Origin of the sequence: Cupriavidus necator N-1 (assembly GCF_000219215.1) — a bacterium.
Classification (GTDB): domain Bacteria; phylum Pseudomonadota; class Gammaproteobacteria; order Burkholderiales; family Burkholderiaceae; genus Cupriavidus; species Cupriavidus necator.
The window spans coordinates 2,631,538-2,655,921 of the sequence record NC_015726.1; the positions used below are offsets into that span (position 1 = coordinate 2,631,538).

General features: G+C 67.2%; 23 protein-coding genes and 1 pseudogene. 12 read left to right on the forward strand and 12 right to left on the reverse strand.

Features of this window, described 5'->3' with window-relative positions; translation table 11 throughout:
* Nucleotides 1–39 precede the first annotated feature (39 nt).
* Genes CNE_RS12395 through CNE_RS12415 form a run of 5 tightly spaced genes read left to right on the forward strand, consistent with a single transcriptional unit; the run spans nt 40 to nt 3,756 of the window.
* A complete protein-coding gene (locus CNE_RS12395) occupies nt 40–1,017 on the forward strand; it encodes a DMT family transporter (protein WP_041228431.1) in 978 nt (325 codons plus the stop codon).
* A gap of 11 nt (nt 1,018–1,028) precedes the next feature.
* Nucleotides 1,029–1,499, forward strand: coding sequence for a RidA family protein (locus tag CNE_RS12400; protein ID WP_013957456.1), 471 nt, complete (start codon nt 1,029–1,031; stop codon nt 1,497–1,499).
* A 7-nt stretch (nt 1,500–1,506) separates the two neighbouring features.
* The gene (locus CNE_RS12405) at nt 1,507–1,836 is read left to right on the forward strand and encodes a DHCW motif cupin fold protein (protein WP_010813560.1); all 330 of its coding nucleotides are present in this window, start codon (nt 1,507–1,509) and stop codon (nt 1,834–1,836) included.
* Between the two features lie 53 nt (nt 1,837–1,889).
* Nucleotides 1,890–3,080, forward strand: a complete 1,191-nt coding sequence (locus tag CNE_RS12410; RefSeq protein ID WP_013957457.1) for an aminotransferase-like domain-containing protein — start codon at nt 1,890–1,892, stop codon at nt 3,078–3,080.
* 31 nt (nt 3,081–3,111) lie between these two features.
* Nucleotides 3,112–3,756 (forward strand): glutathione S-transferase family protein, encoded by a 645-nt coding sequence (locus tag CNE_RS12415; RefSeq protein WP_013957458.1) that lies wholly within the window; start codon nt 3,112–3,114, stop codon nt 3,754–3,756.
* 34 nt (nt 3,757–3,790) lie between these two features.
* On the opposite strand, the gene CNE_RS12420 is transcribed toward CNE_RS12415, so the two are convergent.
* Nucleotides 3,791–4,444 carry a LysE family translocator gene (locus CNE_RS12420; RefSeq protein WP_013957459.1) on the reverse strand — a complete coding sequence of 218 codons (654 nt, stop codon included), beginning with the start codon at nt 4,442–4,444 and terminating at the stop codon, nt 3,791–3,793.
* Between the two features lie 411 nt (nt 4,445–4,855).
* On the opposite strand from CNE_RS12420, the gene CNE_RS12425 reads away from it, so the two are divergent.
* Both CNE_RS12425 and CNE_RS12430 read left to right on the forward strand, forming a co-directional pair.
* Nucleotides 4,856–6,538, forward strand: a complete 1,683-nt coding sequence (locus CNE_RS12425; RefSeq protein WP_013957460.1) for an L-lactate permease — start codon at nt 4,856–4,858, stop codon at nt 6,536–6,538.
* 176 nt (nt 6,539–6,714) lie between these two features.
* Nucleotides 6,715–8,544 (forward strand): ABC transporter ATP-binding protein, encoded by a 1,830-nt coding sequence (locus CNE_RS12430; RefSeq protein ID WP_013957461.1) that lies wholly within the window; start codon nt 6,715–6,717, stop codon nt 8,542–8,544.
* A 13-nt stretch (nt 8,545–8,557) separates the two neighbouring features.
* On the opposite strand, the gene CNE_RS12435 is transcribed toward CNE_RS12430, so the two are convergent.
* From CNE_RS12435 to CNE_RS12455, 5 genes are all read right to left on the reverse strand, one after another.
* A complete protein-coding gene (locus CNE_RS12435; RefSeq protein ID WP_013957462.1) occupies nt 8,558–9,088 on the reverse strand; it encodes a chromate transporter in 531 nt (176 codons plus the stop codon).
* The gene (locus tag CNE_RS12440) at nt 9,085–9,657 is read right to left on the reverse strand and encodes a chromate transporter (protein ID WP_013957463.1); all 573 of its coding nucleotides are present in this window, start codon (nt 9,655–9,657) and stop codon (nt 9,085–9,087) included. The genes CNE_RS12435 and CNE_RS12440 overlap by 4 nt, the downstream gene beginning before the upstream one ends.
* A gap of 140 nt (nt 9,658–9,797) precedes the next feature.
* Nucleotides 9,798–12,137, reverse strand: a complete 2,340-nt coding sequence (parC, locus tag CNE_RS12445) for a DNA topoisomerase IV subunit A (RefSeq protein ID WP_013957464.1) — start codon at nt 12,135–12,137, stop codon at nt 9,798–9,800.
* A gap of 72 nt (nt 12,138–12,209) precedes the next feature.
* The gene (locus CNE_RS12450; protein ID WP_013957465.1) at nt 12,210–13,007 is read right to left on the reverse strand and encodes a lytic transglycosylase domain-containing protein; all 798 of its coding nucleotides are present in this window, start codon (nt 13,005–13,007) and stop codon (nt 12,210–12,212) included.
* Between the two features lie 115 nt (nt 13,008–13,122).
* Nucleotides 13,123–15,114: a DNA topoisomerase IV subunit B gene (locus CNE_RS12455; protein ID WP_013957466.1), complete on the reverse strand. Its 1,992-nt coding sequence runs from the start codon at nt 15,112–15,114 to the stop codon at nt 13,123–13,125.
* Nucleotides 15,115–15,471: 357 nt separating this feature from the next.
* Here CNE_RS12455 and CNE_RS12460 point away from each other — a divergent pair, with 357 nt between their 5' ends.
* Complete coding sequence (locus CNE_RS12460) at nt 15,472–16,683, forward strand: MFS transporter (RefSeq protein ID WP_013957467.1); 1,212 nt, start codon at nt 15,472–15,474, stop codon at nt 16,681–16,683.
* On the forward strand, nt 16,680–16,823 hold the full coding sequence (locus CNE_RS41525) for a hypothetical protein (RefSeq protein ID WP_153953659.1): 144 nt from the start codon (nt 16,680–16,682) through the stop codon (nt 16,821–16,823). The genes CNE_RS12460 and CNE_RS41525 overlap by 4 nt, the downstream gene beginning before the upstream one ends.
* Before the next feature lie 13 nt (nt 16,824–16,836).
* Here CNE_RS41525 and CNE_RS12465 read toward each other — a convergent pair whose 3' ends face one another.
* Nucleotides 16,837–18,768, reverse strand: coding sequence for an ATP-binding cassette domain-containing protein (locus CNE_RS12465; RefSeq protein WP_013957468.1), 1,932 nt, complete (start codon nt 18,766–18,768; stop codon nt 16,837–16,839).
* A gap of 333 nt (nt 18,769–19,101) precedes the next feature.
* Here CNE_RS12465 and CNE_RS12470 point away from each other — a divergent pair, with 333 nt between their 5' ends.
* On the forward strand, nt 19,102–20,280 hold the full coding sequence (locus CNE_RS12470) for a benzoate/H(+) symporter BenE family transporter (RefSeq protein ID WP_041228030.1): 1,179 nt from the start codon (nt 19,102–19,104) through the stop codon (nt 20,278–20,280).
* 17 nt (nt 20,281–20,297) lie between these two features.
* Here CNE_RS12470 and CNE_RS12475 read toward each other — a convergent pair whose 3' ends face one another.
* The gene (locus CNE_RS12475) at nt 20,298–20,807 is read right to left on the reverse strand and encodes a hypothetical protein (protein ID WP_013957470.1); all 510 of its coding nucleotides are present in this window, start codon (nt 20,805–20,807) and stop codon (nt 20,298–20,300) included.
* A 265-nt stretch (nt 20,808–21,072) separates the two neighbouring features.
* Between CNE_RS12475 and CNE_RS12480 the strand changes: the two genes are divergently transcribed.
* Together CNE_RS12480 and CNE_RS12485 are read left to right on the forward strand one after the other, a co-directional pair.
* Nucleotides 21,073–21,405 (forward strand): DMT family transporter, encoded by a 333-nt coding sequence (locus CNE_RS12480; RefSeq protein ID WP_010813574.1) that lies wholly within the window; start codon nt 21,073–21,075, stop codon nt 21,403–21,405.
* Nucleotides 21,406–21,407: 2 nt separating this feature from the next.
* A pseudogene (locus CNE_RS12485) lies at nt 21,408–21,560 on the forward strand (transcriptional regulator); the annotation flags it as partial.
* Between the two features lie 27 nt (nt 21,561–21,587).
* Here CNE_RS12485 and CNE_RS12490 read toward each other — a convergent pair.
* From CNE_RS12490 to CNE_RS12505, 4 genes are read right to left on the reverse strand one after another with little or no spacing between them, the layout of a single operon-like run.
* Entirely contained in the window at nt 21,588–21,824 is a 237-nt protein-coding gene (locus tag CNE_RS12490) for a hypothetical protein (protein ID WP_041228032.1), read from the reverse strand.
* Nucleotides 21,825–21,856: 32 nt separating this feature from the next.
* Nucleotides 21,857–22,066, reverse strand: a complete 210-nt coding sequence (locus CNE_RS12495; RefSeq protein ID WP_018313432.1) for a hypothetical protein — start codon at nt 22,064–22,066, stop codon at nt 21,857–21,859.
* 56 nt (nt 22,067–22,122) lie between these two features.
* Nucleotides 22,123–22,848 carry a polysaccharide deacetylase family protein gene (locus tag CNE_RS12500; RefSeq protein ID WP_013957474.1) on the reverse strand — a complete coding sequence of 242 codons (726 nt, stop codon included), beginning with the start codon at nt 22,846–22,848 and terminating at the stop codon, nt 22,123–22,125.
* A gap of 18 nt (nt 22,849–22,866) precedes the next feature.
* Nucleotides 22,867–24,048 (reverse strand): glycosyltransferase family 4 protein, encoded by a 1,182-nt coding sequence (locus CNE_RS12505; RefSeq protein WP_013957475.1) that lies wholly within the window; start codon nt 24,046–24,048, stop codon nt 22,867–22,869.
* Between the last annotated feature and the right edge of the window lie 336 nt (nt 24,049–24,384).

Genomic DNA, 24,384 nt, shown 5'->3' on the forward strand with positions numbered 1-24,384 from the left:
CGATCCGATTCCGAGCCAATGACAACCAAGACCCCGACCATGCCCGCCAGCCGCCCCGCTTCACCGCCACTGACGTCTGCCCCACCGGCCTCCGGCGGCATGCTGCTCGGCTTTGTCGGTGTGGCGATCTTCAGCCAGACGCTGCCGTTCACGCGCATGGCGGTGGCCGAGCTGGACCCGATCTTTGTCGCACTGGCGCGCGCCGTCCTGGCCGCGCTGCTGGCGCTGGCGCTGCTGGCCTGGCGCGGCGCGCTGTCCGCCAGCCGCCGCCCGCGCGGCGGCCAGTGGCCGCGGCTGGCCGTGACCGCGCTGGGCGTGGTGGCGGGTTTCCCGCTGTTTTCTTCGCTGGCGATGCGCGAGGTGCCGGCCAGCCACGGCGCCATCGTGACCGGCCTGCTGCCGCTGGCGACCGCGGTATTCGCCGCCTGGTTCGGGCGTGAGCGGCCGTCGCCGGCGTTCTGGCTGTCGGCATTGGCCGGCAGCGCGCTGGTGGTGGGCTTTGCCGTCTGGCAGGGCGCCGGCGGCCTGCAGCATGCGGACTGGTACCTGTTCGCCGCCGTGGTGCTGGGCGCGCTGGGCTATGCCGAGGGCGGCAAGCTGTCGCGCGAACTGGGCGGGCTGGAAACCATCAGCTGGGCGCTGGCGGTGTCGCTGCCGGTGCTGGTGCCGGTGGTGGCCTGGCTGACCCTGCGCGACCTGCCGGCGATTGCCGCGGCGTCGCCGCGCGCCTGGGGCGGCATGGCCTATGTGTCGGTGTTCTCGATGTTTGTCGGCTTCCTTTTCTGGTACGCCGGCCTCGCAAAAGGCGGCGTGGCGCGCGTCGGCCAGATACAATTGCTGCAGCCGTTCCTGACGCTGGCGGGAGGCGCGCTGATCCTGGCCGAGCCGCTTGACGCCCCCACCATCGCCTTCGCGGTGGCGGTGATCGCCGTCGTGGCCCTTGGCCGCCGCGCCGCCGTGCAGCAAAGCGCACCTGCCGCGGAAACACCACCGATCCTCCCTGGACGCATTCACTGACTGGAGCCTACATGTCCCAAACCTCGGTCTACGACACCCTTGCCCGCCTCGGCATCGAACTGCCGGCCGTCAACGCCCCCGCCGCCGCCTATGTGATGGCCGCGCAAACCGGCAACACCGTGTTCCTGTCCGGCCATATCGCCCGCAAGGACGGCAAGGTATGGACCGGCAAGCTGGGCAAGGACATCGATACCGAGTCCGGCAAGGCCGCCGCGCGCGCGATCGCCATCGACCTGCTGGCCACGCTGCACGCGCATGTGGGCGACCTGAACCGCGTCACCCGCATCGTCAAGGTGATGAGCCTGGTCAACTCGACCCCCGAATTCACCGAGCAGCACCTGGTCACCAACGGCGCCTCCGAGCTGCTGGCCGAAGTGTTCGGCGACAAGGGCAAGCATGCGCGCAGCGCCTTCGGCGTGGCGCAGGTCCCGCTGGGCGCCTGCGTCGAGATCGAGATGATCGCCGAAGTCAAGGCGGCCTGAGGCCCGCATGCGCATCGACAACCTGCCCTTCGGCACCACCGACTGGTCGGCCATCGCGCCGACCCGCCACCCCGGCGAGCAGGGCGAGGCCACCTGGCGCACGCGCCAGTTCGGCGACATCCGCGTGCGCATGGTCGAATACTCGCCCGGCTACCTGGCCGACCACTGGTGCAGCAAGGGCCATATCCTGTTCGTGCTGGACGGCGAGCTCCATACCGAGCTGGAAGACGGCCGGCAGTTCGTGCTCGGCGCGGGAACCAGCTACCAGGTAGCCGACCAGGCGGAAGCGCACCGTTCGTCCTCGCCGAAGGGCGCACGACTATTTATCGTTGACTGAGCGGCAGGCTTGCCGCTCAGCCCAGAATCCCCCCAGACCACAAGAGACACATCATGAAATGGGCCATCTCCCGCCGGGCACAGCAACTGACCAGCTCGGCCATCCGCGAAATCCTGAAGGTCACCGAGCGTCCGGAAGTCATTTCGTTCGCCGGCGGCCTGCCGTCGCCGGCCTCGTTCCCGGTAGCGGCCATGGAGGCAGCGACGGCCCGCGTATTCGCCGACAACCCGCAGGCGGCGCTGCAATACGCCGCGACCGAAGGCTACCTGCCGCTGCGCGAGTTCGTCGCCAGGCGCCATGGCGCGCCGGTCGAGCGCGTGCTGATCACCACCGGCTCGCAGCAGGCACTGGACCTGATCGCCAAGGTGATGATCGACCCGGGCAGCAAGGTGCTGGTGGAAACCCCCAGCTACCTCGGCGCACTGCAGGCGTTCTCGCTGTTCGAACCTGAGTTCGTCTCGATCCCGAGCGACGACAAGGGCCTCCTGCCCGAGGCGCTGACGCCCGAGCTGACCGCCGGCGCGCGCTTCCTGTACGCCCTGCCCAACTTCCAGAACCCGACCGGGCGCCGCCTGCCGCTGGAGCGCCGCGAGGCGCTGGTGGCCCGCGCAAAGGAACAGGGCGTGCTGCTGGTCGAGGACGATCCCTACGGCGCGCTCAGCTACACCGGCGACCAGCTGCCCAGCCTGCTGTCGATGAACCCGGACGGCGTGATCTACATGGGCTCGTTCTCGAAGATCCTGGCCCCCGGCATGCGCCTGGGCTACGTGATCGCCCCGCCCGAGCTGCACTTCAAGCTGTGCCAGGCCAAGCAGGCGTCTGACCTGCACACGCCGACCTTCACCCAGCGCGTGGCCTACGAGACCATCCGCGACGGCCTGCTCGACACGCATATCCCGACCATCCGCGAGCTCTACGGCAAGCAGTGCCAGTACATGCTGGACGCGCTCAAGCGCCATATGCCCGAGGGCGTGACCTGGAACGCGCCCGAAGGCGGCATGTTCATCTGGATGGAGCTGCCCGAGGGCCTGGACAGCATGGTGATCCTGGAAGAAGCCGTGAAGCGCAACGTGGCCTATGTGCCGGGCGCGCCGTTCTACGCCAGCAACCCGAAGCGCAACGCGCTGCGCCTGGCCTTTGTCACGGTGTCGGCCGAGCGCATCGAGCAGGGCGTGGCGATCCTTGGCGAGCTGTTCCGCGAAGCCATCGCCGCGGCCGCCGCCAAGCAACCGCGCGCGGCCTGAAGCCCGGGCGCGCATCACCACAGGAGCCGACATGTTGCGTATCTGGGGCCGACTCTCCTCCATCAACGTGCAGAAAGTGGTCTGGTGCGCGCGCGAGCTGCACCTGGACCATGAGCGCGTGGATATCGGCGTGACCAAGGGCGATCTCGACACCGAGGCCTATGTGCGCCTGAACCCGAACCGCCAGATCCCCGTGATCGAGGATTTCCGCGGCACCGATGTCGGCGGCGAGCCCTTCGTGCTGTGGGAATCCAATGCGATCGTGCGGTACCTGTGCGCGCGCTATGGCGAAGGCACACTGTGGCCCGAGGACGTCAAGGCACGCGCCTCGGCCGACCGCTGGATGGACTGGCAGACCACCGCCTTCAGCCCAGCCATGGTGACGGCGTTCCTGAACCTGGTGCGCAAGCCAGAAGCGGAGCGCAACGAGGCCGCCATCAAGGCATCGTGCGAGCGCACCGAGCCGCTGGCGGCGTTGCTGGACAAGGCGCTGGCCGGGCGCGAGTTCATCGGCGGCGACCGCTTCACCATGGCCGACATCTCGCTGGCCTGCGCCGCGCACCGCTGGATGGGGCTGCCGCTCAAGCACCAGCCGCGCCCCGACCTGGAGCGCTGGTTGAGCGCGATGCGCGCCCGCCCCGCCGCGGACGGCATCCTGGAACTGCCGCTGCGCTGAGCCGCGGCAGTTTTTTCTTTCCTGCGGTCCGGCCTTACTTCACGGCGCGCGAGCCCGATGCCGCGGTAAATACCCCCAGCCCGATAAACGCCGCGCCGGTCAGGTAGCGGCCGAACGCGCGCGCCCTGCCGGCGCGGCGCAGTGCCGGCATCACCGCGGCGGCGGCCATCACATAGCAGGCATCGGTGGTCGCGGCAATCAGCACGAAGGCCACGCCCAGCGCCAGGCTTTGCGTCAGCGCCGAGCCCGCCGGGTTCATGAACTGCGGCAGGAAGGCGGCAAAGAAGATCGCGGTCTTGGGGTTGAGCAACGCCACCACGAAGCCGTCGCGCACCACCTGGCGCAGGCTGCGTGGCGCCACCTCCGGGGTGTCGCCGTTCGCGGCCGCCCCACCCCCGCGCAGCGCGCGGATGCCCAGCCAGATCAGGTAGGCCGCTCCCGCGTACTTGACCACCGAAAACGCCAGCGCCGACACCGAGAACAGCATCGCCAGGCCCAGCGAGGCGCCGATGGCGTTGCCCAGGTTGCCCAGCGCCACCGCGCCGATCGAGGCCAGCCCGGCCCGCCGCCCCTGCGCCAGCGTGCGCGTGACGATATAGACCACGGCCGGGCCGGGCGTGATGGCCAGCGCCAGGCTGGCGAGCACGAATGCGGTGAGCAAAGGCCAAGGGGGAAAGAACTCGGTCATGGGCAGCCTCATTCAATGGTTGGATGCGGGCAGCGCACCCGCGGCATGACGCCCGCCAGTATGCGCCGACTGCCGGCGCTTGCGCCAGTGCCGGCATGGCTGCCGGGCCAGTCATGCGAGCCGGTGGCAGGCACGCAGACTTTTGCAACAGGCGCCGTTTAGAGTACTCTGGCCGGTGTGTCTGGAAGGCACCACGTGCGCCGCAATGCCCCCCAGGGAAACCCTGATCCCTGAATGTGGCTCATGCCAGGCGTGACGCAATGTACGGCAGCGATCACGGAACCCGTTCCTACAATCGCTGGTTCTTTCCCGCGCGCGGCGGATGCCGCTCGCCGGTGCAAAGCGCATGCACGGCGCCGAGGGCACGCAGATCGTCCCGGCGCCTGAGCCAACCTGAGGAGGACATCGATCGTGTGGAGTCAAGTCTATGACCCGCTAGGCAATATGGCGCTGTCGACCATTGCCGCGGGGATTCCCGTCGCCGTGCTGCTGGCAGCGCTGGCGTTCTTTCATATGCAGGCCCACCTGGCGGCCGGGCTGGCGTTGCTGATCGGCATGGTGGTCGCCTCGACGGTGTTCGGCATGCCGGCGGCGATGGCCGGCAAGGCGGCGGGGCTGGGCATCGTGTCCGGGCTGTTCCCGATCGGCTGGATCGTGCTGAACATCATCTTCCTGCATCGGCTGACAACCCTGAATGGATCCTTCAAGGTCTTGCAGAACTCGATCTCCGGCATCACCGAGGACCGCCGCCTGCAACTGCTGCTGGTGGCGTTCAGCTTCGGCGCCTTCTTCGAGGGCGCGGCTGGCTTCGGCACGCCGGTGGCCGTGACCGGCGCCATCCTGATCGGCCTGGGCTTCTCGCCGCTGGCCGCCTCGGGCCTGGCGCTGATCGCCAACACCGCGCCGGTGGCCTATGGCGCGCTGGGCGCCCCGATCATCGGCCTGGCGTCGGTGACCGGGCTGGACCTGCTCGACCTGTCGGCCATGATCGGCCGCCAGCTGCCGTTCTTCTCGGTGATCGTGCCGTTCTGGCTGATCTGGGCCTTTGCCGGCTTCCGCGGCATGCTGGCGATCTGGCCGGCGATCCTGGTGGCGGGCGTGAGCTTTGCGATCCCGCAGTTCCTGGTGTCGAACTTCCACGGCCCGTGGCTGGTGGACGTAATCGCCGCGCTGGTGTCGATGGGCTCGCTGACGCTGTTCCTGAAGGTCTGGCATCCGAAGGAGATCTGGACCTCGACCAGGATCCTGGGCCGCCACGACGACTCCAAGGTCGACCATCCCGAAGCGCTCGAAGCCGATGCGCGCGCCAGCGCCGCCTCGGTCGGCATCTCGGTGGCCAAGGCCTGGATGCCGTGGGTGATCCTGACGGTGTTCGTCTTCGTCTGGGGCGTGCCCGAGTTCAAGAAGCTGATGGATAGCCTGTGGGCGTGGAAATTCCCGATCCCCGGGCTGGACAAGGCTGTCGTCAAGGTACCGCCGGTCGTGCCCAAGGACGTCATCGAAGGCGCGGTCTTCAACTTCAACGTGCTGTCGATGGCCGGCACCGGCATCTTTGTCTCCGCCATCGCCGGCGGCCTGCTGATGGGCTACTCGGTGCCGCGCCTGTTCAAGGAGTACTGGGAAACCATCAAGCTGGTGCGCTACTCGCTCCTGACCATCTGCGCGATGTTCGGCATCGGCTACCTGACCCGCTACTCGGGCCTGGATGCCACGCTGGGCCTGGCCTTCGCCCACACCGGCGTGTTCTATCCGCTGTTCGGCACCATGCTGGGCTGGTTGGGCGTGGCACTGACCGGTTCGGACACGGCCTCGAACGTGCTGTTCGGCGGCCTGCAGAAGACCACGGCGGAGCAGCTGGGCCTGTCGCCGGTGCTGATGGCCTCGGCCAACAGCTCGGGCGGCGTGATGGGCAAGATGATCGATGCGCAGTCCATCGTGGTGGCGTCGACCGCCACCAAGTGGTACGGCCACGAGGGCGACATCCTGCGCTATGTGTTCTTCCACTCGATCGTGCTGGCGATCCTGGTGGGCCTGTTCGTGACGCTGCAGGCCTACGTGCCGCCATTCACGCATATGGTGATCCATCACCCCTGACCGTTCAGCAGTTTCCGCACTGCGGTTCAGACAAGGCCCCACCCCTGGCGATTCCAGCCCTGGCGGGGCTTTTCCATTGTGCAAGGCGCGTATCATGTTGTGTCTGATCCGCCGCACGCGCGCCCCCACCTCCCACGAAGACGCCGGGGCGCGCCGGGCACAACGGGAAACCTACCATGTTGCGTCGCCTGGAAAGACTGATCGACCCCTTCCGGGGCATGCCCGACCACGAGCCACCCGGCCAGGTCTGGCGCTTCTATGCCTGGTACCTGCGCGAAGTCTGGGGCGTGTTCGCGCTGCTGTTGCTGGTGGGCCTTGTCGGCGCGCTGATCGAGGTGGCACTGTTCAGCTTCCTCGGCCGGCTGGTCGACATGGCCCAGACCACGCCCGGCGCGGAGTTCTTCAGCCGGCATCGCAATGAACTGCTGTGGATGGCGGCGGTGGCGCTGCTGCTGCGCCCGATCTTCTTCGGCCTGCACGACGTGCTGGTGCACCAGGTCATCAACCCCGGCCTAGCCAACCTGATCCGCTGGCAGAATCACCGCTACGTGCTCAAGCAGAGCCTGTCGTTCTTCCAGAACGACTTTGCCGGGCGCATCGCGCAGCGCATCATGCAGACCGGCTTCTCGCTGCGCGACTCGGCCGTGCAGGCGGTGGACGCGATCTGGCACGTGGTGATCTATGCGGTCAGCTCGCTGGTGCTGTTCGCGCAGGCCGACTGGCGGCTGATGATCCCGCTGCTGCTGTGGATCGTCTGCTACGTGGCTGCCCTGCTCCATTTCGTGCCGCGCGTGAAGCAGCGCTCGGTGGTGGCCACGGAATCGCGCTCGCGGCTGATGGGGCGCATCGTCGACGGCTACACCAATATCACCACGCTCAAGCTGTTCGCCCATACCCGGCACGAGGAAGACTATGCGCGCGACGCCATGGCCGACCAGACCGACAAGGTGCGCCTGGCCGGACGCATGATCAGCGGCATGGACATCACCATCACCGCCATGAACGGCGCGCTGATCGCCGGCACCACCGGGCTGGCGCTGTGGCTGTGGAGCGAGGGCCATGTCACCACCGGCGCGATTGCGCTCACCACCGGGCTGGTGATCCGCATCAACAATATGTCGGGCTGGATCATGTGGGTGGTCAACGGCATCTTCGAGAACGTCGGGCAGGTGCAGGACGGCATGAAGACGATTGCCGTGCCGCGCGTGGTCACCGACCGCGCCGACGCAAAGCCGTTGCGCGTCACCCATGGCGAGGTCCGCTTCGAGCAGGTGGGATTCCACTACGGCAAGGGCTCAGGCGTCATCGAAGGCGTGGACCTGACGGTGCGCCCTGGCGAGAAGATCGGGCTGGTCGGTCCTTCCGGCGCTGGCAAGTCGACGCTGGTCAACCTGCTGCTGCGTCTCTACGACGTCGAGCGCGGCCGCATCCTGATCGACGGCCAGGACATCGCCGCGGTCATGCAGGAAAGCCTGCGCGCACAGATCGGCATGGTCACGCAGGACACCTCGCTGCTGCACCGGTCGATCCGCGACAACCTGCGCTACGGCAAGCCCGCCAGCACCGAAGCTGAACTGGCCGAAGCCCTGCACCGCGCCCGCGCCGACGAATTCACCCCGCACCTGGTCGACGCCCACGGCAATACCGGGCTGGAGGCGCAGGTCGGCGAGCGCGGCGTGAAATTGTCAGGCGGGCAGCGCCAGCGCATTGCCATCGCGCGCGTGCTGCTCAAGAATGCGCCGATCCTGATCCTGGACGAAGCCACCTCGGCCCTGGATTCGGAAGTGGAAGCGGCGATCCAGGAGAGCCTGGAAACGCTGATGCAGGGCAAGACGGTGATCGCCATCGCGCACCGGCTGTCGACGATCGCGCGCATGGACCGCCTGGTGGTGCTGGACAACGGGCATATCGTCGAGAGTGGCACGCACGCGCAACTGCTGGCGCGCGGCGGGCTGTATGCGCGGCTGTGGGCGCACCAGACCGGGGGCTTTGTCGGCGTCGATTGACCGGACGGCGGGGCTAGACCAGCCCCAGCAGGCCGGCCGCGCCGCCGAGCGCCACCAGCACCAGCGGATGCACCCGCGTCTTCAGCATCAGCAGCACCGTGCCGGCGGTGACCAGCATCGCCGCCCAGTGCAGGTCGACGCTGCGCGCCAGCACCCAGCCCGACGCGAACATCAGGCCGATGGTCAGCGCCGCCAGAGCGCGCCGGATCAACCCCGGCCAGCGTGCGTGCGGCGAGCGCCCGGAGAAATACTCGAAACACAAGGCGATCAGGCTCGATGGCCCGCAGATGCCGAGCATGGATGTCAGCGCCCCGGCCAGCCCCGCCACCTGCCAGCCGAACAGCGATACGAACAGGATGTTCGGCCCCGGCGCCGCCTGCGAGATCGCGTACATCGCCGAGAACTGCGCATCGGTCAGCAAGCCATTGGCCTCCACCAGATAGCGGTGCATGTCGGGCAGCGTGGTGCTGGCGCCACCGATCGCCAGCAGCGACAGCACGCCGAAATGGGCCAGCAGGCTGCCCAGGATTTCGCCCGGACTCATGCCTGCGCGCCCTTGCCGATGCACCACTCCCACACCAGCGCCAGCGGCACCAGCACGGCCATCACCGGCACCAGTGGCCAGCGCAGCAGGCCGATGGTGACAAAGGCGACAGCGCCGATCAGCACATTGCGCACGGTCATCGACAGGCTCTGCGCCAGCCGGAAGCCGGTGGCCAGCATCAGTCCGGCCGACACCGCCGTCATGCCGGTCAGCATGCGCCGCACCGCGGCGACGTCCTGGTAGTGCTGGTACAGCAGCATCAAACCCATCACCACCCCCATCGGCACCATCACCAGCCCGCTGAACGCGGCCAGCGCGCCGCGCCAGCCGGCAAAGCGCAGACCCAGCATCAGCGCCAGGTTGATCACATTGGGGCCGGGCAGCACCTGTCCCAGGCTGAGCAGCTCGACGAAGTCGCGGTCGTCCAGCCAGCGGTTGCGGTCGACCACCGCGCGCCGCACGAAGGGCAGCACGCCGCCGAAGCCGGACAGGCCCATGCGGGCAAACTCGATGAAGAGTTTGCGCGGACCGGGCGCGGGGGCGAGATCGGAAAGCGGGGGGACGGACATGCGGGACGAAGCGAGCGCTGTTTGATTCTTGTTATTTCGGACCGGCTACATTCCCTTATGTCGGGAATTGCAGGCGCAGCACCTGCCAACGGTTTGCTCCCTCTCCCGCAAGCGGGATAGGGAGCAAACCAACAGGGAACTCAGTTGCCGGCCGGCGGCTCCACGCGTACCGGATCGATGCGCGGCTCCTTGAGCTTGGCCTCGATGGACTTGCCCTTGCGCGCGCGCTTGCCCACGTAGGCCTGCAAGGCCACGCCTGCCAGCTTCTGCGAAGTCGGCTTGCCGCCGCGCCCCGCGCCCGAGAGCATCAGTCCCGGCGCGCCGGCGCCCACTGCCTGCAGCAGCTTCTCCTTGGGCTCCAGCTCCATCAGGATCACGCCGCGCCCGCCTGCGGACAGCACCTTCACTTCATCGAGCGCCACCAGCAGCAGGCGGCCGTTGCCGGACAGGCAGGCCGCATGCGTTGCCTCGTCGCCCAGCGGCGCCGGCACCAGCGGCGTGTCGCCGTCATCGAGCGTCAGGAACGACTTGCCGCCCTTCTGCCGGCTGATCATGTCGCCCACCCTGGTCTGGAAGCCATTGCCGCCCGCGGTGGCAATCAGCATGCGCTGCTCGGCAGCGCCCGCGAAGGTATGCGCGACCTGGCTGCCGGACTGCAGCTCGATCAGCGTGGTGATGGGCACCCCGTCGCCGCGCCCGCCAGGCAGGCTGGCGACCGGCACGGAATAGACCCGGCCGTTGGTGCCGAAGGCCAGCAGCACGTCGACGGTGCGGCATTCGAAGGTGCCATAGAGCGCATCGCCGGCCTTGAAGGTGAACTGCTGCGCATCGTGGCCATGGCCCTGGCGCGTGCGCACCCAGCCCTTCTGCGACATCACCACAGTCACCGGTTCGTCGACCACGCGCACTTCGGCCGCGGCGCGGCGTTCTTCCTGGATCAGGGTGCGGCGCGGGTCCTTGTCTTCCGGGCTGTACTGCTTGGCGTCGGTCTCGATCTCCTTGATGATGCGGCGGCGCATCATGGTTTCGGACTTGAGCAGCACGTCCAGATCGGCCTGCTCCTCGCGCAGCTCCTTCAGTTCCTTCTCGATGCGGATCGCTTCCAGGCGCGCCAGCTGGCGCAGCCGGATTTCCAGGATGTCCTCGGCCTGGCGGTCGCTCAGGCCGAAGGCCTCGATCAGCGCCGGTTTGGGCTCGTCGCTCTCGCGGATGATGCGGATCACCTCGTCGATATTGAGCAGCACCAGCATCCGGCCTTCGAGGATATGGATGCGGTCCTCGACCTTGCCCAGGCGGTGGCGCGTGCGGCGCGTGACGGTGTTGAAGCGGAACGCGATCCACTCTGACAGGATCTCGCGCAGGCCCTTCTGGCGCGGACGCCCGTCGGTGCCGATCATGACCAGGTTGATCGGCGCGCCGGATTCCAGGCTGGTATGCGCCAGCAGCGTCTGGATGAACTCCTGCTGGCCAATGTTCTTGCTCTTGGGCTCGAACACCAGCCGCACCGGCGCGTCCTTGCCGGATTCGTCGCGCACCGCGTCCAGCACCGCCAGCATGGTGGCCTTGAGCTGCTGCTGGTCCTGCGTCAGCGCCTTCTTGCCGGTCTTGATCTTGGGGTTGGTGATTTCCTCGATCTCTTCCAGCACCTTCTGCGCCGAGGTGCTCGGCGGCAGCTCGGTCACCACCAGCTGCCACTGGCCGCGCGCCATCTCCTCGATGGTCCAGCGCGCGCGCACCTTCAGGCTGCCGCGGCCGCCTTCGTAGATCTGGGCGATATCGGACGCCGGCGAGATGATCTGGCCGCCGCCCGGGTAGTCCGGCCCCGGCATCAGCGCCAGCAGCTCGGCCAGCGTGATATTGGGATTGCGGATCATCGCCACGGTGGCCGCGGCGACCTCACGCAGGTTGTGCGGCGGGATCTCGGTCGCCATGCCCACCGCGATGCCCGAGGCGCCGTTGAGCAGCACGAACGGCAACCGTGCCGGCAACAGCTTGGGCTCCTGCATCGAGCCGTCGTAGTTGGGGGCGAAATCGACCGTGCCCTCGTCGATCTCATCGAGCAGCAGCCGCGAGATCGGCGTCAGGCGCGCTTCGGTGTAGCGCATCGCCGCCGCGCCGTCGCCATCGCGCGAGCCGAAGTTGCCCTGGCCGTCGATCAGCGGGTAGCGCAGCGAGAAGTCCTGCGCCAGGCGCACCAGCGCGTCATAGGCGGACTGGTCGCCGTGCGGGTGGAACTTGCCCAGCACGTCGCCGACCACGCGTGCGGACTTGACCGGCTTGGCGTCGGCGCGCAGGCCCATCTCGTGCATCGAGAACAGGATGCGCCGCTGCACCGGCTTCTGGCCGTCGGCCACCTCGGGCAGCGCGCGGCCCTTGACCACGCTGACGGCGTAGTCAAGGTAGGCGCGCTCGGCGTAGCGCGCCAGCGTCAGCGAATCGGCCGGCTCTTCAGGTTGAAACGTGATGTCTTGTTGTTCCATGGGTAGGCAAGAATTCGGCGCGCCACGTTGAACTGCCGGCGCGCCGGGTTGCTTGTTGTTCGGGTATGCCGGTCAGGGCATGGGGCGGCGCCCGCCGATGACCATCTTCACGCGCGGGCCGTCCGCGCTGGCGCTGGCGCGCTTGAGCACCGCGCCCTGCTGCGGCTGGTACAGCCGGTAAAACTGCAGCACGGTGCTGACATACTGCCGGGTCTCCGGGTAAGGCGGAATGCGGTTGTTGTAGCGCTGCACCGCGCCCTCGCCGGCGTTATAGGCAGCCAGCACCAGCTCCAGGTTGTTCGGGAACAGCTGCATCAGCCAGCTCAGGTAGCGCACGCCCGCGGTGATATTGGTGCGTGGATCGGCCAGCTTCTGCTCGACGGTGCGGCGCGCATCGGCGCTCACGCCGAAGCGCGCGCCGGTGTCGGGGATCACCTGCATCAGGCCGATCGCGCCCTTGGGCGACACCGCGCCCGGGTTGAAACCCGACTCCACCGCCATCACCGCCTTGACCAGCGCCGGGTCGACGTCCTGCTTGCCGGCGATCTGGTGGATCAGCGGCTCGACGGTCTTGATATTGGGATGGTTGACGACGTAGCGGTACAGCTTGTGCTGCTCCAGGTCGATGTCCGCGCCAGCGGCCGCCTGCGACTGCCGCGCCGCCAGGCGCCCGGTATCCAGCTTGCCGCCGTCCTTCATGAACAGCTTGTAGCGCGCATCGAGCTTCTGGTCGGCAAAGTGCGCCACGCCGTCGGCATCGATAAAGCCCCACAGCTCGGCATGCGCCGCCGGCACGAAGGCGAGCCCGGCCAGCGCCACGACGGCCGCCGCCGCCTTGCGCCATGGTTTGCCGGGAGTTCTCTTCGTCATCGTGCGTTCCGGATTGCTGTCAGTTGGCGACCATCGGGAATGACGGCCAGGGAAACTGGGGATTATCTACCCAATCCCCGGCCGACGCTTACCGTCCAGGTGCCGCTCACTTCCCTCAGATATCGGCCTCGACCTCGTTGCCCTTCTCTTCCAGCCAGCTGCGGCGTTGCGCGGCCTCGCCCTTGCCCATCAGCATATTCATCATCTCGACGGTCTGCGGCAGGTCGAATTCGCCCAGCGACACGGGCAGCAAGCGCCGCGTGTCGGGGTTCATGGTGGTTTCCCAGAGCTGCTCGGCGCTCATTTCGCCCAGGCCCTTGAAGCGGGAAATCTGCCACGAGTTTTCCTTGACGCCGTCCTTGAGCAGCTTGTCCTGGATCGCCAGCAGCTCGCCTTCGTCCAGCGCGTACAGCTTCTGCGCCGGCTTCTTGCCACGCGCGGGCGCGTCGACGCGGAACAGCGGCGGACGCGCCACACAGACGTTGCCGGTATCGATCAGCTTGGGGAAGTGCCGGAAGAACAATGTCAGCAGCAGCACCTGGATATGCGCGCCGTCCACGTCCGCGTCGGACAGGATGCAGATCTTGCCGTAGCGCAGGTTGGACAGGTCGGGCTCGTCGTTGGCGCCGTGCGGGTCCACGCCGATCGCCACCGCGATGTCGTGCACTTCGTTGTTGGCAAAGAGGCGGTCGCGCTCGGTCTCCCAGGTATTGAGCACCTTGCCGCGCAGCGGCAGGATGGCCTGGAATTCCTTGTCGCGGCCCATCTTGGCCGAGCCGCCGGCGGAGTCGCCCTCGACCAGGAACAGTTCGTTGCGGGTCACGTCGGTGGACTCGCAGTCGGTCAGCTTGCCGGGCAGCACGGCCACGCCGGAGCCCTTTTTCTTCTCGACCTTCTGCGCGGCGCGCGTGCGCGCCTGCGCTTGGCGGATCACCAGCTCGGCCAGCTTCTTGCCGTACTCGACATGGTGGTTCAGCCACAGCTCCAGCGCCGGGCGGCTGAAGGTGGACACGAGCCGCACCGCGTCGCGGCTGTTCAGGCGCTCCTTGATCTGGCCCTGGAACTGCGGGTCCAGCACCTTGGCCGAGAGCACGAACGAGGCGCGCGCAAACACGTCTTCGCTCATCAGCTTGACGCCCTTGGGTTGCAGCGCGTGCATCTCGATAAAGCTCTTGACCGCCTGGAACAGGCCTTCGCGCAGGCCGGATTCATGCGTGCCCCCGGCCGGCGTGGGGATCAGGTTGACGTAGGACTCTCGCACCGGCGCGCCGTCTTCGGTCCAGGCCACCACCCAGGAGGCGCCTTCGCCGTCGGCAAAGCCTTCTTCGCCGGGATTGGCGTCGGGGTCAGCGAAATGCTCGCCCTCGAACATCGGGATCACCAACTCGGCGCCACTGCCCTGCGCCAGCGCCTCGACCAGGTAGCCCTTCAGCCCCTGGTCGTATTGCCAGGTCTGGCGCTCGCCGGTCTTCTCGGTCACCAGCGTGACCTTGACGCCCGGCAGCAGCACGGCCTTGCTGCGCAGCAGGCGCTGCAGCTCGGCCAGCGGGATCGCGGCCGAGTCGAAATACTTGGCATCCGGCCACACCTGCACGCGGGTGCCGCTTTTCTTCTCGCCACGCTCGATCTTGCGCGAGGCCAGCGGCACGGTCACGTCGCCGCCGGAGAAGGTCAGCGTCGAGCACATGCTGTCGCGCCACACGGTCACGTCCATCTGCGTCGACAAGGCATTGGTCACCGACACGCCCACGCCATGCAGGCCGCCCGAGAACGCATAGGCGCCGCCCTTGCCCTTGTCGAACTTGCCGCCGGCGTGCAGCCGGGTGAAGACGATCTCGACCACCGGCACGCCTTCTTCCGGATGGATGCCCACCGGAATGCCGCGGCCGTCGTCCTCCACGCTGAGGCTGCCGTCGCGATGCAGGGTCACCAGGATCTCGGAGCCGTGGCCGCCGAGGGCCTCGTCCGAGGCGTTGTCGATCACCTCCTGCACGATGTGCAGGGGGTTGTCGGTCCGGGTGTACATGCCGGGACGCTGCTTGACCGGCTCCAGGCCCTTCAGGACCCGGATGGAAGATTCGCTGTACTGACTGGTTTTGCTCGCCATGGAGTCGCTACGAAAGTGATGGTCCCGGCTGCCACGAGGCGCACAACTGTGCACGCGCCGGGGCACCGGGCACTGCATTGTAATGGAAGCGGGCGACGGCAATCCCGCCAAAAAGGCGCTCGCCCTGCCAGCCCGCGCCGGCGCCGCTTTGCCGGGCCGCCGCCACTTTTTGCCAGGGCGCCCCAACCCGGCCGGCCTCGCGGGCGGCGCAGTACGCGTTTTCCCGAGCCGGAGTAAACTCGCCACCACCCGGCCCCGGCAAGCCTGATTGCCGTCCCGGCACGGACAACAACAAGCACACACAATCCCTGTCGGCGCCGCCCTACCCGGCGGGACTGCCGCACACCGAGCCAAGACATGCAGAACCGACAACTCTCCCTGACCACCGTCCTCGTGTGCGGTGGGCTGCTCGTCACGCTTTCAATGGGCATCCGGCACGGCTTCGGCCTATTCAACCTGCCGATCACGCAGGCCCACGGCTGGAACCGCGAGACCTTCGCCTTTGCCCTGGCGCTGCAGAACCTGATGTGGGGCGCCAGCCAGCCCTTTGCCGGGGCGCTGGCCGACAAGTTCGGCGCGCTGCGCATCATGCTGGTCGGCGTGGCGCTGTACGTGGCCGGGCTGGTGGTGATGGCACTGGCCACCAGCGGCACCGCCTTTGCCACCGGCGCCGGCGTGATGATCGGCATCGCCCAGTCCGGCACCACCTACAGCATCGTCTACGGCGTGATCGGCCGCGTGGCCAGCCCCGAGAAGCGGGTCTGGGCCATGGGCATCGCCGCCGCCGCGGGCTCGTTCGGCCAGTTCCTGATGATCCCGGTGGAACAGGGCCTGATCTCCGGCCTGGGCTGGCAGAACGCGCTGTACGTGATGGCGCTGATGGCCTGCGTGATGCTGCCGCTGGCGCTGACACTGCGCGAGCCGCGCGAAGCGGCCCACACCGGCGGCCACCACCAGACCATCGGCCAGGCCGTGCACGAAGCCTTCGGCAACCGCAACTTCCAGCTGCTGACGCTGGGCTACTTCGTGTGCGGCTTCCAGGTGGTGTTTATCGGCGTGCACCTGGCGCCGTACCTGAAGGACCAGGGCCTGACCGACCCGAAAGTCGCAGTCGTGGCGCTGGCGCTGATCGGGCTGTTCAATGTATTCGGCACCTATACCGCCGGCGCGCTGGGCCAGCGCCTGCCCAAGCGCTACCTGCTGTCCGCCATCTACGTGACGCGCTCGGTGGTGATCGCCGGCTACCTGCTGCTGCCGCTGACGGTGGCCAGCACCTGGGTGTTCGCGGCGCTGATGGGCTTCCTGTGGCTGTCCACGGTGCCGCTGACCAACGGCATCATCGCCCAGGTGTTCGGCGTGAAATACCTGTCAATGCTGTCGGGCGTGGTGTTCTTCTCGCACCAGATCGGCAGCTTCCTGGGGGCCTGGCTGGGCGGCTACCTCTATGACCGCACCGGCGGCTACAACACGGTGTGGCTGATCTCGATCGCGCTGGGCGTGGTGGCCGCGCTGGTGAACCTGCCGATCCGCGAGCAGGCGCTGGTGCGCGCGCAGCCGGCGGCGGCATGATGACAGCGGCCCGCGTCCGCGTGGCGAAGGCAGCCGGGCTGGCGGTGCTGGCCGGGCTGCTGGCACTGGGGTTCGTGGGCTACCTGCGGCCGGGTTTTATGGTCGATCTGACCAATATGGTGTTGGCGTGGTGCGGGTGACGCAGCCAGGCGCTCACACGCCCTCGCCCTTCGACTTCGCTTCCAGCACTTCCCAGCGCTCCAGCGCTTCCAGCAATTCCATCTCGATCTCGTCGTGCCGGGTGCCCAGCTGCACGGCCTTGGGCGCATCGCTGACATAGAGCGAACCGTCTTCCAGCTGCGCCGAGATCGCCTTCTGCTCCGTTTCCAGCGCGGCAATGCGCTCCGGCAGGCCGTCCAGCTCGCGCTGTTCCTTGTACGACAGCTTGACGGTCCGGTTGGCGCCGCGCGCCTCGCGCGAGTCCTTGCCCTTTACCGGCTCCGCCGCCTTCTGCTCCGGCTTGCGCGCGGCCTGCAGCGCCGCGCTGCGGGCCGACTGCTCGACCCAGTCGGAATATCCGCCCACCGACTCGCGCCACACGCCATCGCCCTCGGCGGCCAGGGTCGAGGTCACCACGTTGTCCAGGAAGGCGCGGTCGTGCGAAACCAGGAACACGGTGCCGCTGTAGTCCTGCAGCAGTTCTTCCAGCAGTTCCAGCGTGTCAATATCAAGATCGTTGGTGGGCTCGTCCAGCACCAGCACATTGGCCGGGCGCGCAAACAGGCGCGCCAGCAGCAGCCGGTTGCGCTCGCCGCCAGACAGCGACTTGACCGGCGAGCGCGCACGTTCCGGCGCGAACAGGAAGTCGCCCAGGTAGCTCATCACATGCTTGCGCTGGCCGTTGACCTCGACCCAGTCGCTGCCCGGGCTGATGGTGTCGGCCAGCGAGCGCTCCAGGTCCAGCGCGGTGCGCATCTGGTCGAAGTACGCTACCTGCAGGTTGCTGCCATTGCGCACGGTGCCGCTGTCCGGCGCCAGTTCGCCCAGGATCAGCCGCAGCAGCGTGGTCTTGCCGGCGCCGTTGGGGCCGATCAGGCCGACCTTGTCGCCGCGCATGATGGTGGCGGTGAAGTCGCGCACCACCACCTTGTCGCCATAGGCCTTGCTGACGCCGGTCAGCTCCGACACGATCTTGCCGGAGCGGTCGGCCTGTGACACCTCCAGCTTGACGTTACCCTGGACTTCACGGCGCGCGGCGCGCTCGTTGCGCATCGCCACCAGCCGCTGGATGCGCGACACGCTGCGCGTGCGGCGCGCCTCCACCCCCTTGCGGATCCACACTTCCTCCTGCGCCAGCAGCTTGTCGAACTTGGCCTGCTCGACCTGCTCGGCCGCCAGCATCTCTTCCTTGCGCGCCTGGTAGGCGGCGAAGTTGCCGGGGAAGGACACCAGCCGGCCGCGGTCCAGTTCGATGATGCGCGTGGCCACGCGGTCGAGGAAGGCGCGGTCGTGGGTGATCAGCAGCACGCTGCCGCGGAAGCCCAGCAGCAGGTCTTCCAGCCAGCGGATCGCTTCCACGTCGAGGTGGTTGGTAGGTTCATCCAGCAGCAGGATGTCGGGCTCGGCCACCAGCGCCTGCGCCAGCGCCACGCGTTTCTGCAGGCCGCCGGACAGTGCCTCGACGCGCGTGTGCGAATCCAGCCCCAGCCGTGCCAGCGTAGTTTCGACGCGGGTGCGCAGCTGCCAGGCGCCGGCGGCGTCCAACTCGGACTGCAGCCGATGCAATTCGGCCAGCGCGGCTTCGTCGTCGTGGTTCTCGGCCACACGGTCGGCGGCGGCCTCGTAGCGCACCAGCAGGTCGTGCGCATCGCCCATGCCCTGGGAGACGGCGTCGAACACGGTGATGCCCGCCTCAAACTGCGGCTCCTGCGGCACGTAGGCGCTGGTCACGCCGCTCTGGCGCGCGATCAGCCCGTCGTCCGGCGCCGACAGCCCCGCCACGATCTTCAGCAGCGAGGACTTGCCCGAGCCGTTGCGCCCGATCAAACCCACGCGCTCGCCGGCCTCCAGCGAAAAGTCGGTGTGATCGAGCAGGGCCACGTGCCCGAAGGCAAGCTGGGCGTCGGTAATGGAAAACAGGGCCATGGGAGAAAGACGAGACGACGAGAGAAAGGAGGGACGGCCTGGCAGCCAGGGCTGGCGTGGCACGGCAGCCCGCATTGTAGACGACCGGGGCCGGGCCAAGGCTGGCCCCAAAAAAGAAGGGCCCGCGCACTGCGGGCCCAAGAGTCTCTCCTCGGTGCCCTGCTCGCAAGGCACGAAGCCAGCATAACAACGCCCCCCTGCCCGCTCCAGTCGGAAAAGTCCGTAAGGGAAAGCCCCGTCAACCGCGATTTCCGGACGCCGCCGCGGCAAATTGGTACGGCCAAGGCACTCATGCGAAGATGTCGGCCGTGCCAATGGCCTGCCGCCAACCTCATGACCACCGCTTCACTGAAATTGTCCGACCTGTCCGTGTCTGCGCTCGTCGCCGGGCTGGTCGCCACACTCACCGGCTATACCAGTTCGCTGGTGCTGATGATCCAGGCCGGCCACGCCGCCCACCTGACCGATGCCCAGATCTCCTCCTGGATCTGGGCGCTGTCGATGGGCATGGGGATCACCACCATCGGCCTGTCGCTGGCGCTGCGCGTGCCGATCGTGGTGGCCTGGTCCACGCCCGGCGCCGCGCTGCTGATCGCCAGCCTGCCCGGCGTGCCCTACGCGGAAGCCATCGGCGCCTTCCTGCTGGCCGGGCTGATGATGGCCGCGGCCGGCATGACCGGCTGGTTCGACAAGCTGATGCGCGCCCTGCCGGCCAGCATCGCCTCTGCCCTGCTGGCCGGCATCCTGTTCCGCATCAGCGTGGATGTGTTCGTGCAGGCGCAGCACCAGATCGTGCTGCTGCTGGCGATGTTCGCCGCCTACCTGCTCGGGCGGCGGCTGTGGCCGGCCTATGCGGTGCCAGTGGTGCTGCTGACGGGAGCGGTGATCGCCGGCGTGCTCGGCCAGCTCGATTTCTCGGGCGTGCGGCTGGCGTTGGCGGTGCCGGTGTGGACCACGCCGGCGTTCTCGCTGTCGGCCTTGGTCAGCATGGCGGTTCCGCTGTTCATCGTGGCGCTGGCCTCGCAGAACATCCCCGGGCTGGCCGTGCTGCAAGCCGACGGCTACCACGTGCCGGCTTCGCGCCTGATCTCGATCACCGGCCTGACCTCGGCCGTGCTGGCGCCGTTCGGCTCTCACGGCGTCAACCTAGCGGCGATCACCGCCGCCATCTGCACCGGCCCGCAGGCCGACCCCGACCGCAACCGCCGGTATACCGCGGCCGTGGTCTGCGGCGTGGGCTACCTGGTCGCGGGCACGCTGGCCGCCAGCATCGCGGCGCTGTTTACCGCCTTTCCGCAAGCGCTGGTGGTGGGTGTGACCGCGTTCGCGCTGATGGGCTCAATCGCCAACGGCCTGACCGTGGCCATGCAAATTCCGGCTGAGCGCGAAGCCGCGCTGCTGACCTTCATGATCACGGCGTCCGGCATGACCCTGGCGGGTGTCGGCTCTGCGTTCTGGGGCGTGGTGGGCGGCATGCTGGCGTTCCACGTGCTGCGCCAGCGCGCCGCCTGAGCATCGCGCTTGAGGCGCTAGAGCATCAGGAAAGCCACGTCCGCGTAGCCGATATGGTCGGGCGACACGCCCCTGCGGCGCTGGAACAAGACATGCTCCAGCACGCGGTCGCGGTGGGCCGCGAAGGTTTCCGGATCCAGGTTCAAGGCCACGCGCGCGTAGTGCTCGGCCATCAGCTTGTAGACGCGATGGCGCACCTGCAGCATCTCGCTCGCCGCCTGGAGCCGGCTCATTTCCCCCATATGGTCGTCGTCCAGCTGGCGCATGCTGACCACCACCCGGGCATGCATGCCCCGATAGCGATCGACCTCCGCATGGGCCTTGCGCAACTCCTCGCGCAGCGACCGCACTTCCTGCAACAGCTTCAGGTTGTGCTGCACGCCGCGTTGGATGCGCGAGGCCTCTTCCAGTGCGTGGTCCGCCGCGGCGATGGTGTCCTGCCACGGATTCGCGTCCGGTGCGAGCTCCCCGTCCCCGGACTGCGAAGACGTCCAGGCGGACGTGCCGTCGATGCCATTGTGATGCATACCGCTCCCCTTACCCCATGCCCGCCGCCGGCATCGTGAGGTTCGTGCCGGCTTGGTCGGGCTGACTACCGCGACTGCCTTGTAGGACTTTCTTGTGCCGCGGGCCGGCCATGCGCCCGCTTGTTGTCGCCTTTATAGCCACATTCAATCCCCCATTGCCGCTTTGCACAACCACCGCAAGGGAGGGACGCGGCTTTGGCGCAACATGCGGGGGCGCTAAGATGCCGGCTTCGGCCCATTTCGGCCCACCCATTTGTGCGCTCCCATGAACGGATACCTGCTCCTCGCCCTCGCCATCGTCGCCGAAGTCATCGCCACCAGCAGCCTGAAGGCGTCACAAGGCTTTACGCGGCTGGTCCCCAGCGTGCTGGTCGTGACCGGCTATGTGGCGGCGTTCTACTTGCTGATGCTGGTGATGCGGACAGTGCCGGTGGGGATTGCCTATGCGATCTGGAGCGGGGCCGGGATCGTGCTGGTGTCGCTGATCGCGGTGGTGCTGTACCGGCAGGTGCCGGACCTGGCGGCTTGCGCTGGGATTGGTCTGATTATTGCCGGCGTCGCCGTCATTCAGCTGTTTTCGAAGACGAGCGCGCATTGATCGTGGGCGACATGCAACCCTACCTGGGTAACCTAAACCGCGTATATGAAGTGCTCAATGGCAAGCGCGCCCTGAGTCTGGCCATGATCCGGCGGCTGCACCGTGACCTGAAGATTCCTGCCAACGTACTGATCGCCGAGCGCAGTGCGGCGTGAGCACCGGCGCAGCGGCTGGTGCGCGTGCTAGCCAAAGCGCGCATCGATCTGCGTCCTGGCCCAGTCCGAGGCATGCTGCCATGCCTCGCCTTCGCTGAAGAACTGGCCCGGAACAAGATGGTGATCGAAGACCTTGAGCGGCGCTCCATCTGCCGCTTTCGCGCAGATGGTCACCTCACCTTGCCAGGGCCCGCCAACGCCAAGGGACGTTGCCGAAGCTTCATACCAGTGGTCACGGTAATACGTGAACCCTTGGAGATCCATGTCTTTCTCCACCAGTGAGAGCTCAGGAAATACTAGTCGTTGGCGTCGCCTGAAGTGGCCTGGTCAATCTCCCGTTTCGCGGACGCATAGGCGTTATCGATCGCGACCGATTCCGAAGGAGCAAGCGCCCCAGTGTTGTGCCGGTGTCCGTGACCGCGGATGCCATATGACCAGTCCCACTGGCCGCTCGCGTCCTTTTTGGCCTGGATTGAGATCTCTCGGCCCTTGTATTTCAGTTCCATGGCGAGCTCTCCGGAGATTGGAGGATTGATGGGCAACGGCATGTTGTCCCGGCAGATCAGTCGCCCCGCCGCTTGTCCTCATGCCGCGTCAGGCATTTCTGCAGGAAGCGGAACAGGTTGGTGCCGCAATGCACATGGACACGCGGCAGGCCGAAAGGGTTGTCATCGGCACGCGCCAGCCCGCGCTGCGTCAGCGTGGCGTTGTCGTAGCCGGCCTCGCGCACCATTTCCCGGTGCACCGCCTGCTGTTCGCCATAAGGGTAGCAAAACGCCGTGACCGGCATCGCCACCAAGTCCTCCAGCGCTGCCTTGGAGGTTTCAATCTGCCGGCGGGCTTCCGCCGGCGGCAATGCCGGCAGGTGCACGTGGTCGACCGTATGGGCGCCAACCTCCTGGCCGAGGCGGGCCCATTCCCGCACCTCTTCGGCGTTCATCAGCGGAGCAGGCGGCACGCCTTGGCTGGCGTCCCAGACATTGCTGCCGTCGATCTGGCCGGACACAAAGTAATTGGTGGCACTAAAGCCGAACTCCGCCAGGACGGGCAGCGCATGCCGGTGGACATTGCGGAAGCCGTCGTCAAACGTGATCCCGAACACTTTGCCGGTAGACTCGCCCCGAACATAGGGCATGAGTTCGCGCATCGACAGGCCGCGATAGCCCAGCCGGCGCATCCAGGCGATCTGCTGGCGGAACTGCGCGGGACTGACGGTCAGGCCACGAAACGGCGCGCCGTGGGGCGGCACGATATCAATCTGGTGATAGGTCAGGATCGGGATCGACATGACGGGCGAAGCGCGCGGTTACTGGCTGGGGCTCTGGGTCAGCGCGGCTGGCAGGGGTTGAGGCCGCGCTCCCGGCTCGAGAACCGCGTGGTACACGGCGAGTGTGCCGGCGACGAAGGTATCCATGCCAAAGTACGCCCGACTCTTTGACCGGGCAGCCTCACCCATCTCGGCCAGCCGCTCAGGCGCCGACAGGATTTGCTCCAGCCGCGCCCGTAGTGCCGCGATGTTGGCGCATGGCACCACCCAGCCGTCCTGCCCGTCAGTCACGTTCTCGGGCAGGCCGCCGGCATCGGAAACCAGTGCCGGCAGGCCCATCGCCATGGCTTCGCGGCAGGCAAACGACAACGTCTCGCTCCGCGACAGCACAAAGGCGGTATGCCCTGCCGCCAGGGTGGGGCGAACATCGTCCAGCAAGCCCGTAAAAACGACCTGATCGCCGAGTCCCAGCGCCGCGACCTTCCCCGTCATGCATGGCAAGGGCGCTTCGCCAGCCAGGATCACACGCACACCACTACGCAAGTGGGCGGGCAATTGTGCAACGGCTTCCAGCAGGTCCGTCCAGCCCTTCTCGTAGCGGGTACCCGCGGTACTGACGAAGACCGTGCATGCCGAGCCGGCACCGAAGTATCGCGCCCGCAGCGCATCGGCCTCCGCCGGCGCCGGCGGTGCAAAGTGCCCCATGTCGATGCCATGGGACACGGTGGTCACCGGCACACGGTTGTACGGGGAGGTACGCAGCTTCCGGGCGACATAGTCGCTGACCGCAATCACATGGTGGGTACCAAGGCACGCGCGCAGCCAGTTGCCGACACTGTTGCTGCGGTGATCGTTGTGCTTTGTATAGACAACGCGCGGCCGGCGCAAGGCAACCAGGCGCACGAGCATGACCAGCTTGTGATCGGCTGAACCGTTGACATGGATGATATCGAAGCGCCCAAGGGTGATGAGCCGCCAGAGCGCCCACATCTCGCGCAGCCAGCGCAGGCCTCTCGGCGCAAAATCAACCGCCGCCACCTCGACGCCTGCGTGCCCACTGGCAAGCCGGAACAGACGGCTGGTCCGGGGAGCCGCCACGGTCACTTCATGTGCCGGCGCCAGCCCTGCCAGCAGGTTGATGACATAGGTGTCATGCCCTCCACCGTTTCCCCGGTGAAAGTTCGTGAACAGCACTCGCAATTCTTTCTCCACCGCCGGCATTCCTTTGTTGCCAGACTAGCATTCAATCATTACAGCAAATTACAGAACCACCCATGAGGGTTCGCCCCAAGCCCCAGCGGGCGGGTCCGCTTTGATCCACATTTTCCGCCTTCTTCAGCAAAAATCGCCAAAACAGCGGCGGGATAGCCATCACATTGCATCGGGATCGGCAGCTACCAGCATCGCACAGCTATCGATCGTGCCACTGTCGTAACATTCCGTAACGTGTTGAGAATGCTTCTCGTTGACAGTATCTGTCAAGGCAGCAAGCTGCCGATACCGGCCGTGAAGGGGGAGCGTTGCCAACTTGCGCCTCGCGCAGGGCGGCCGCCAAAT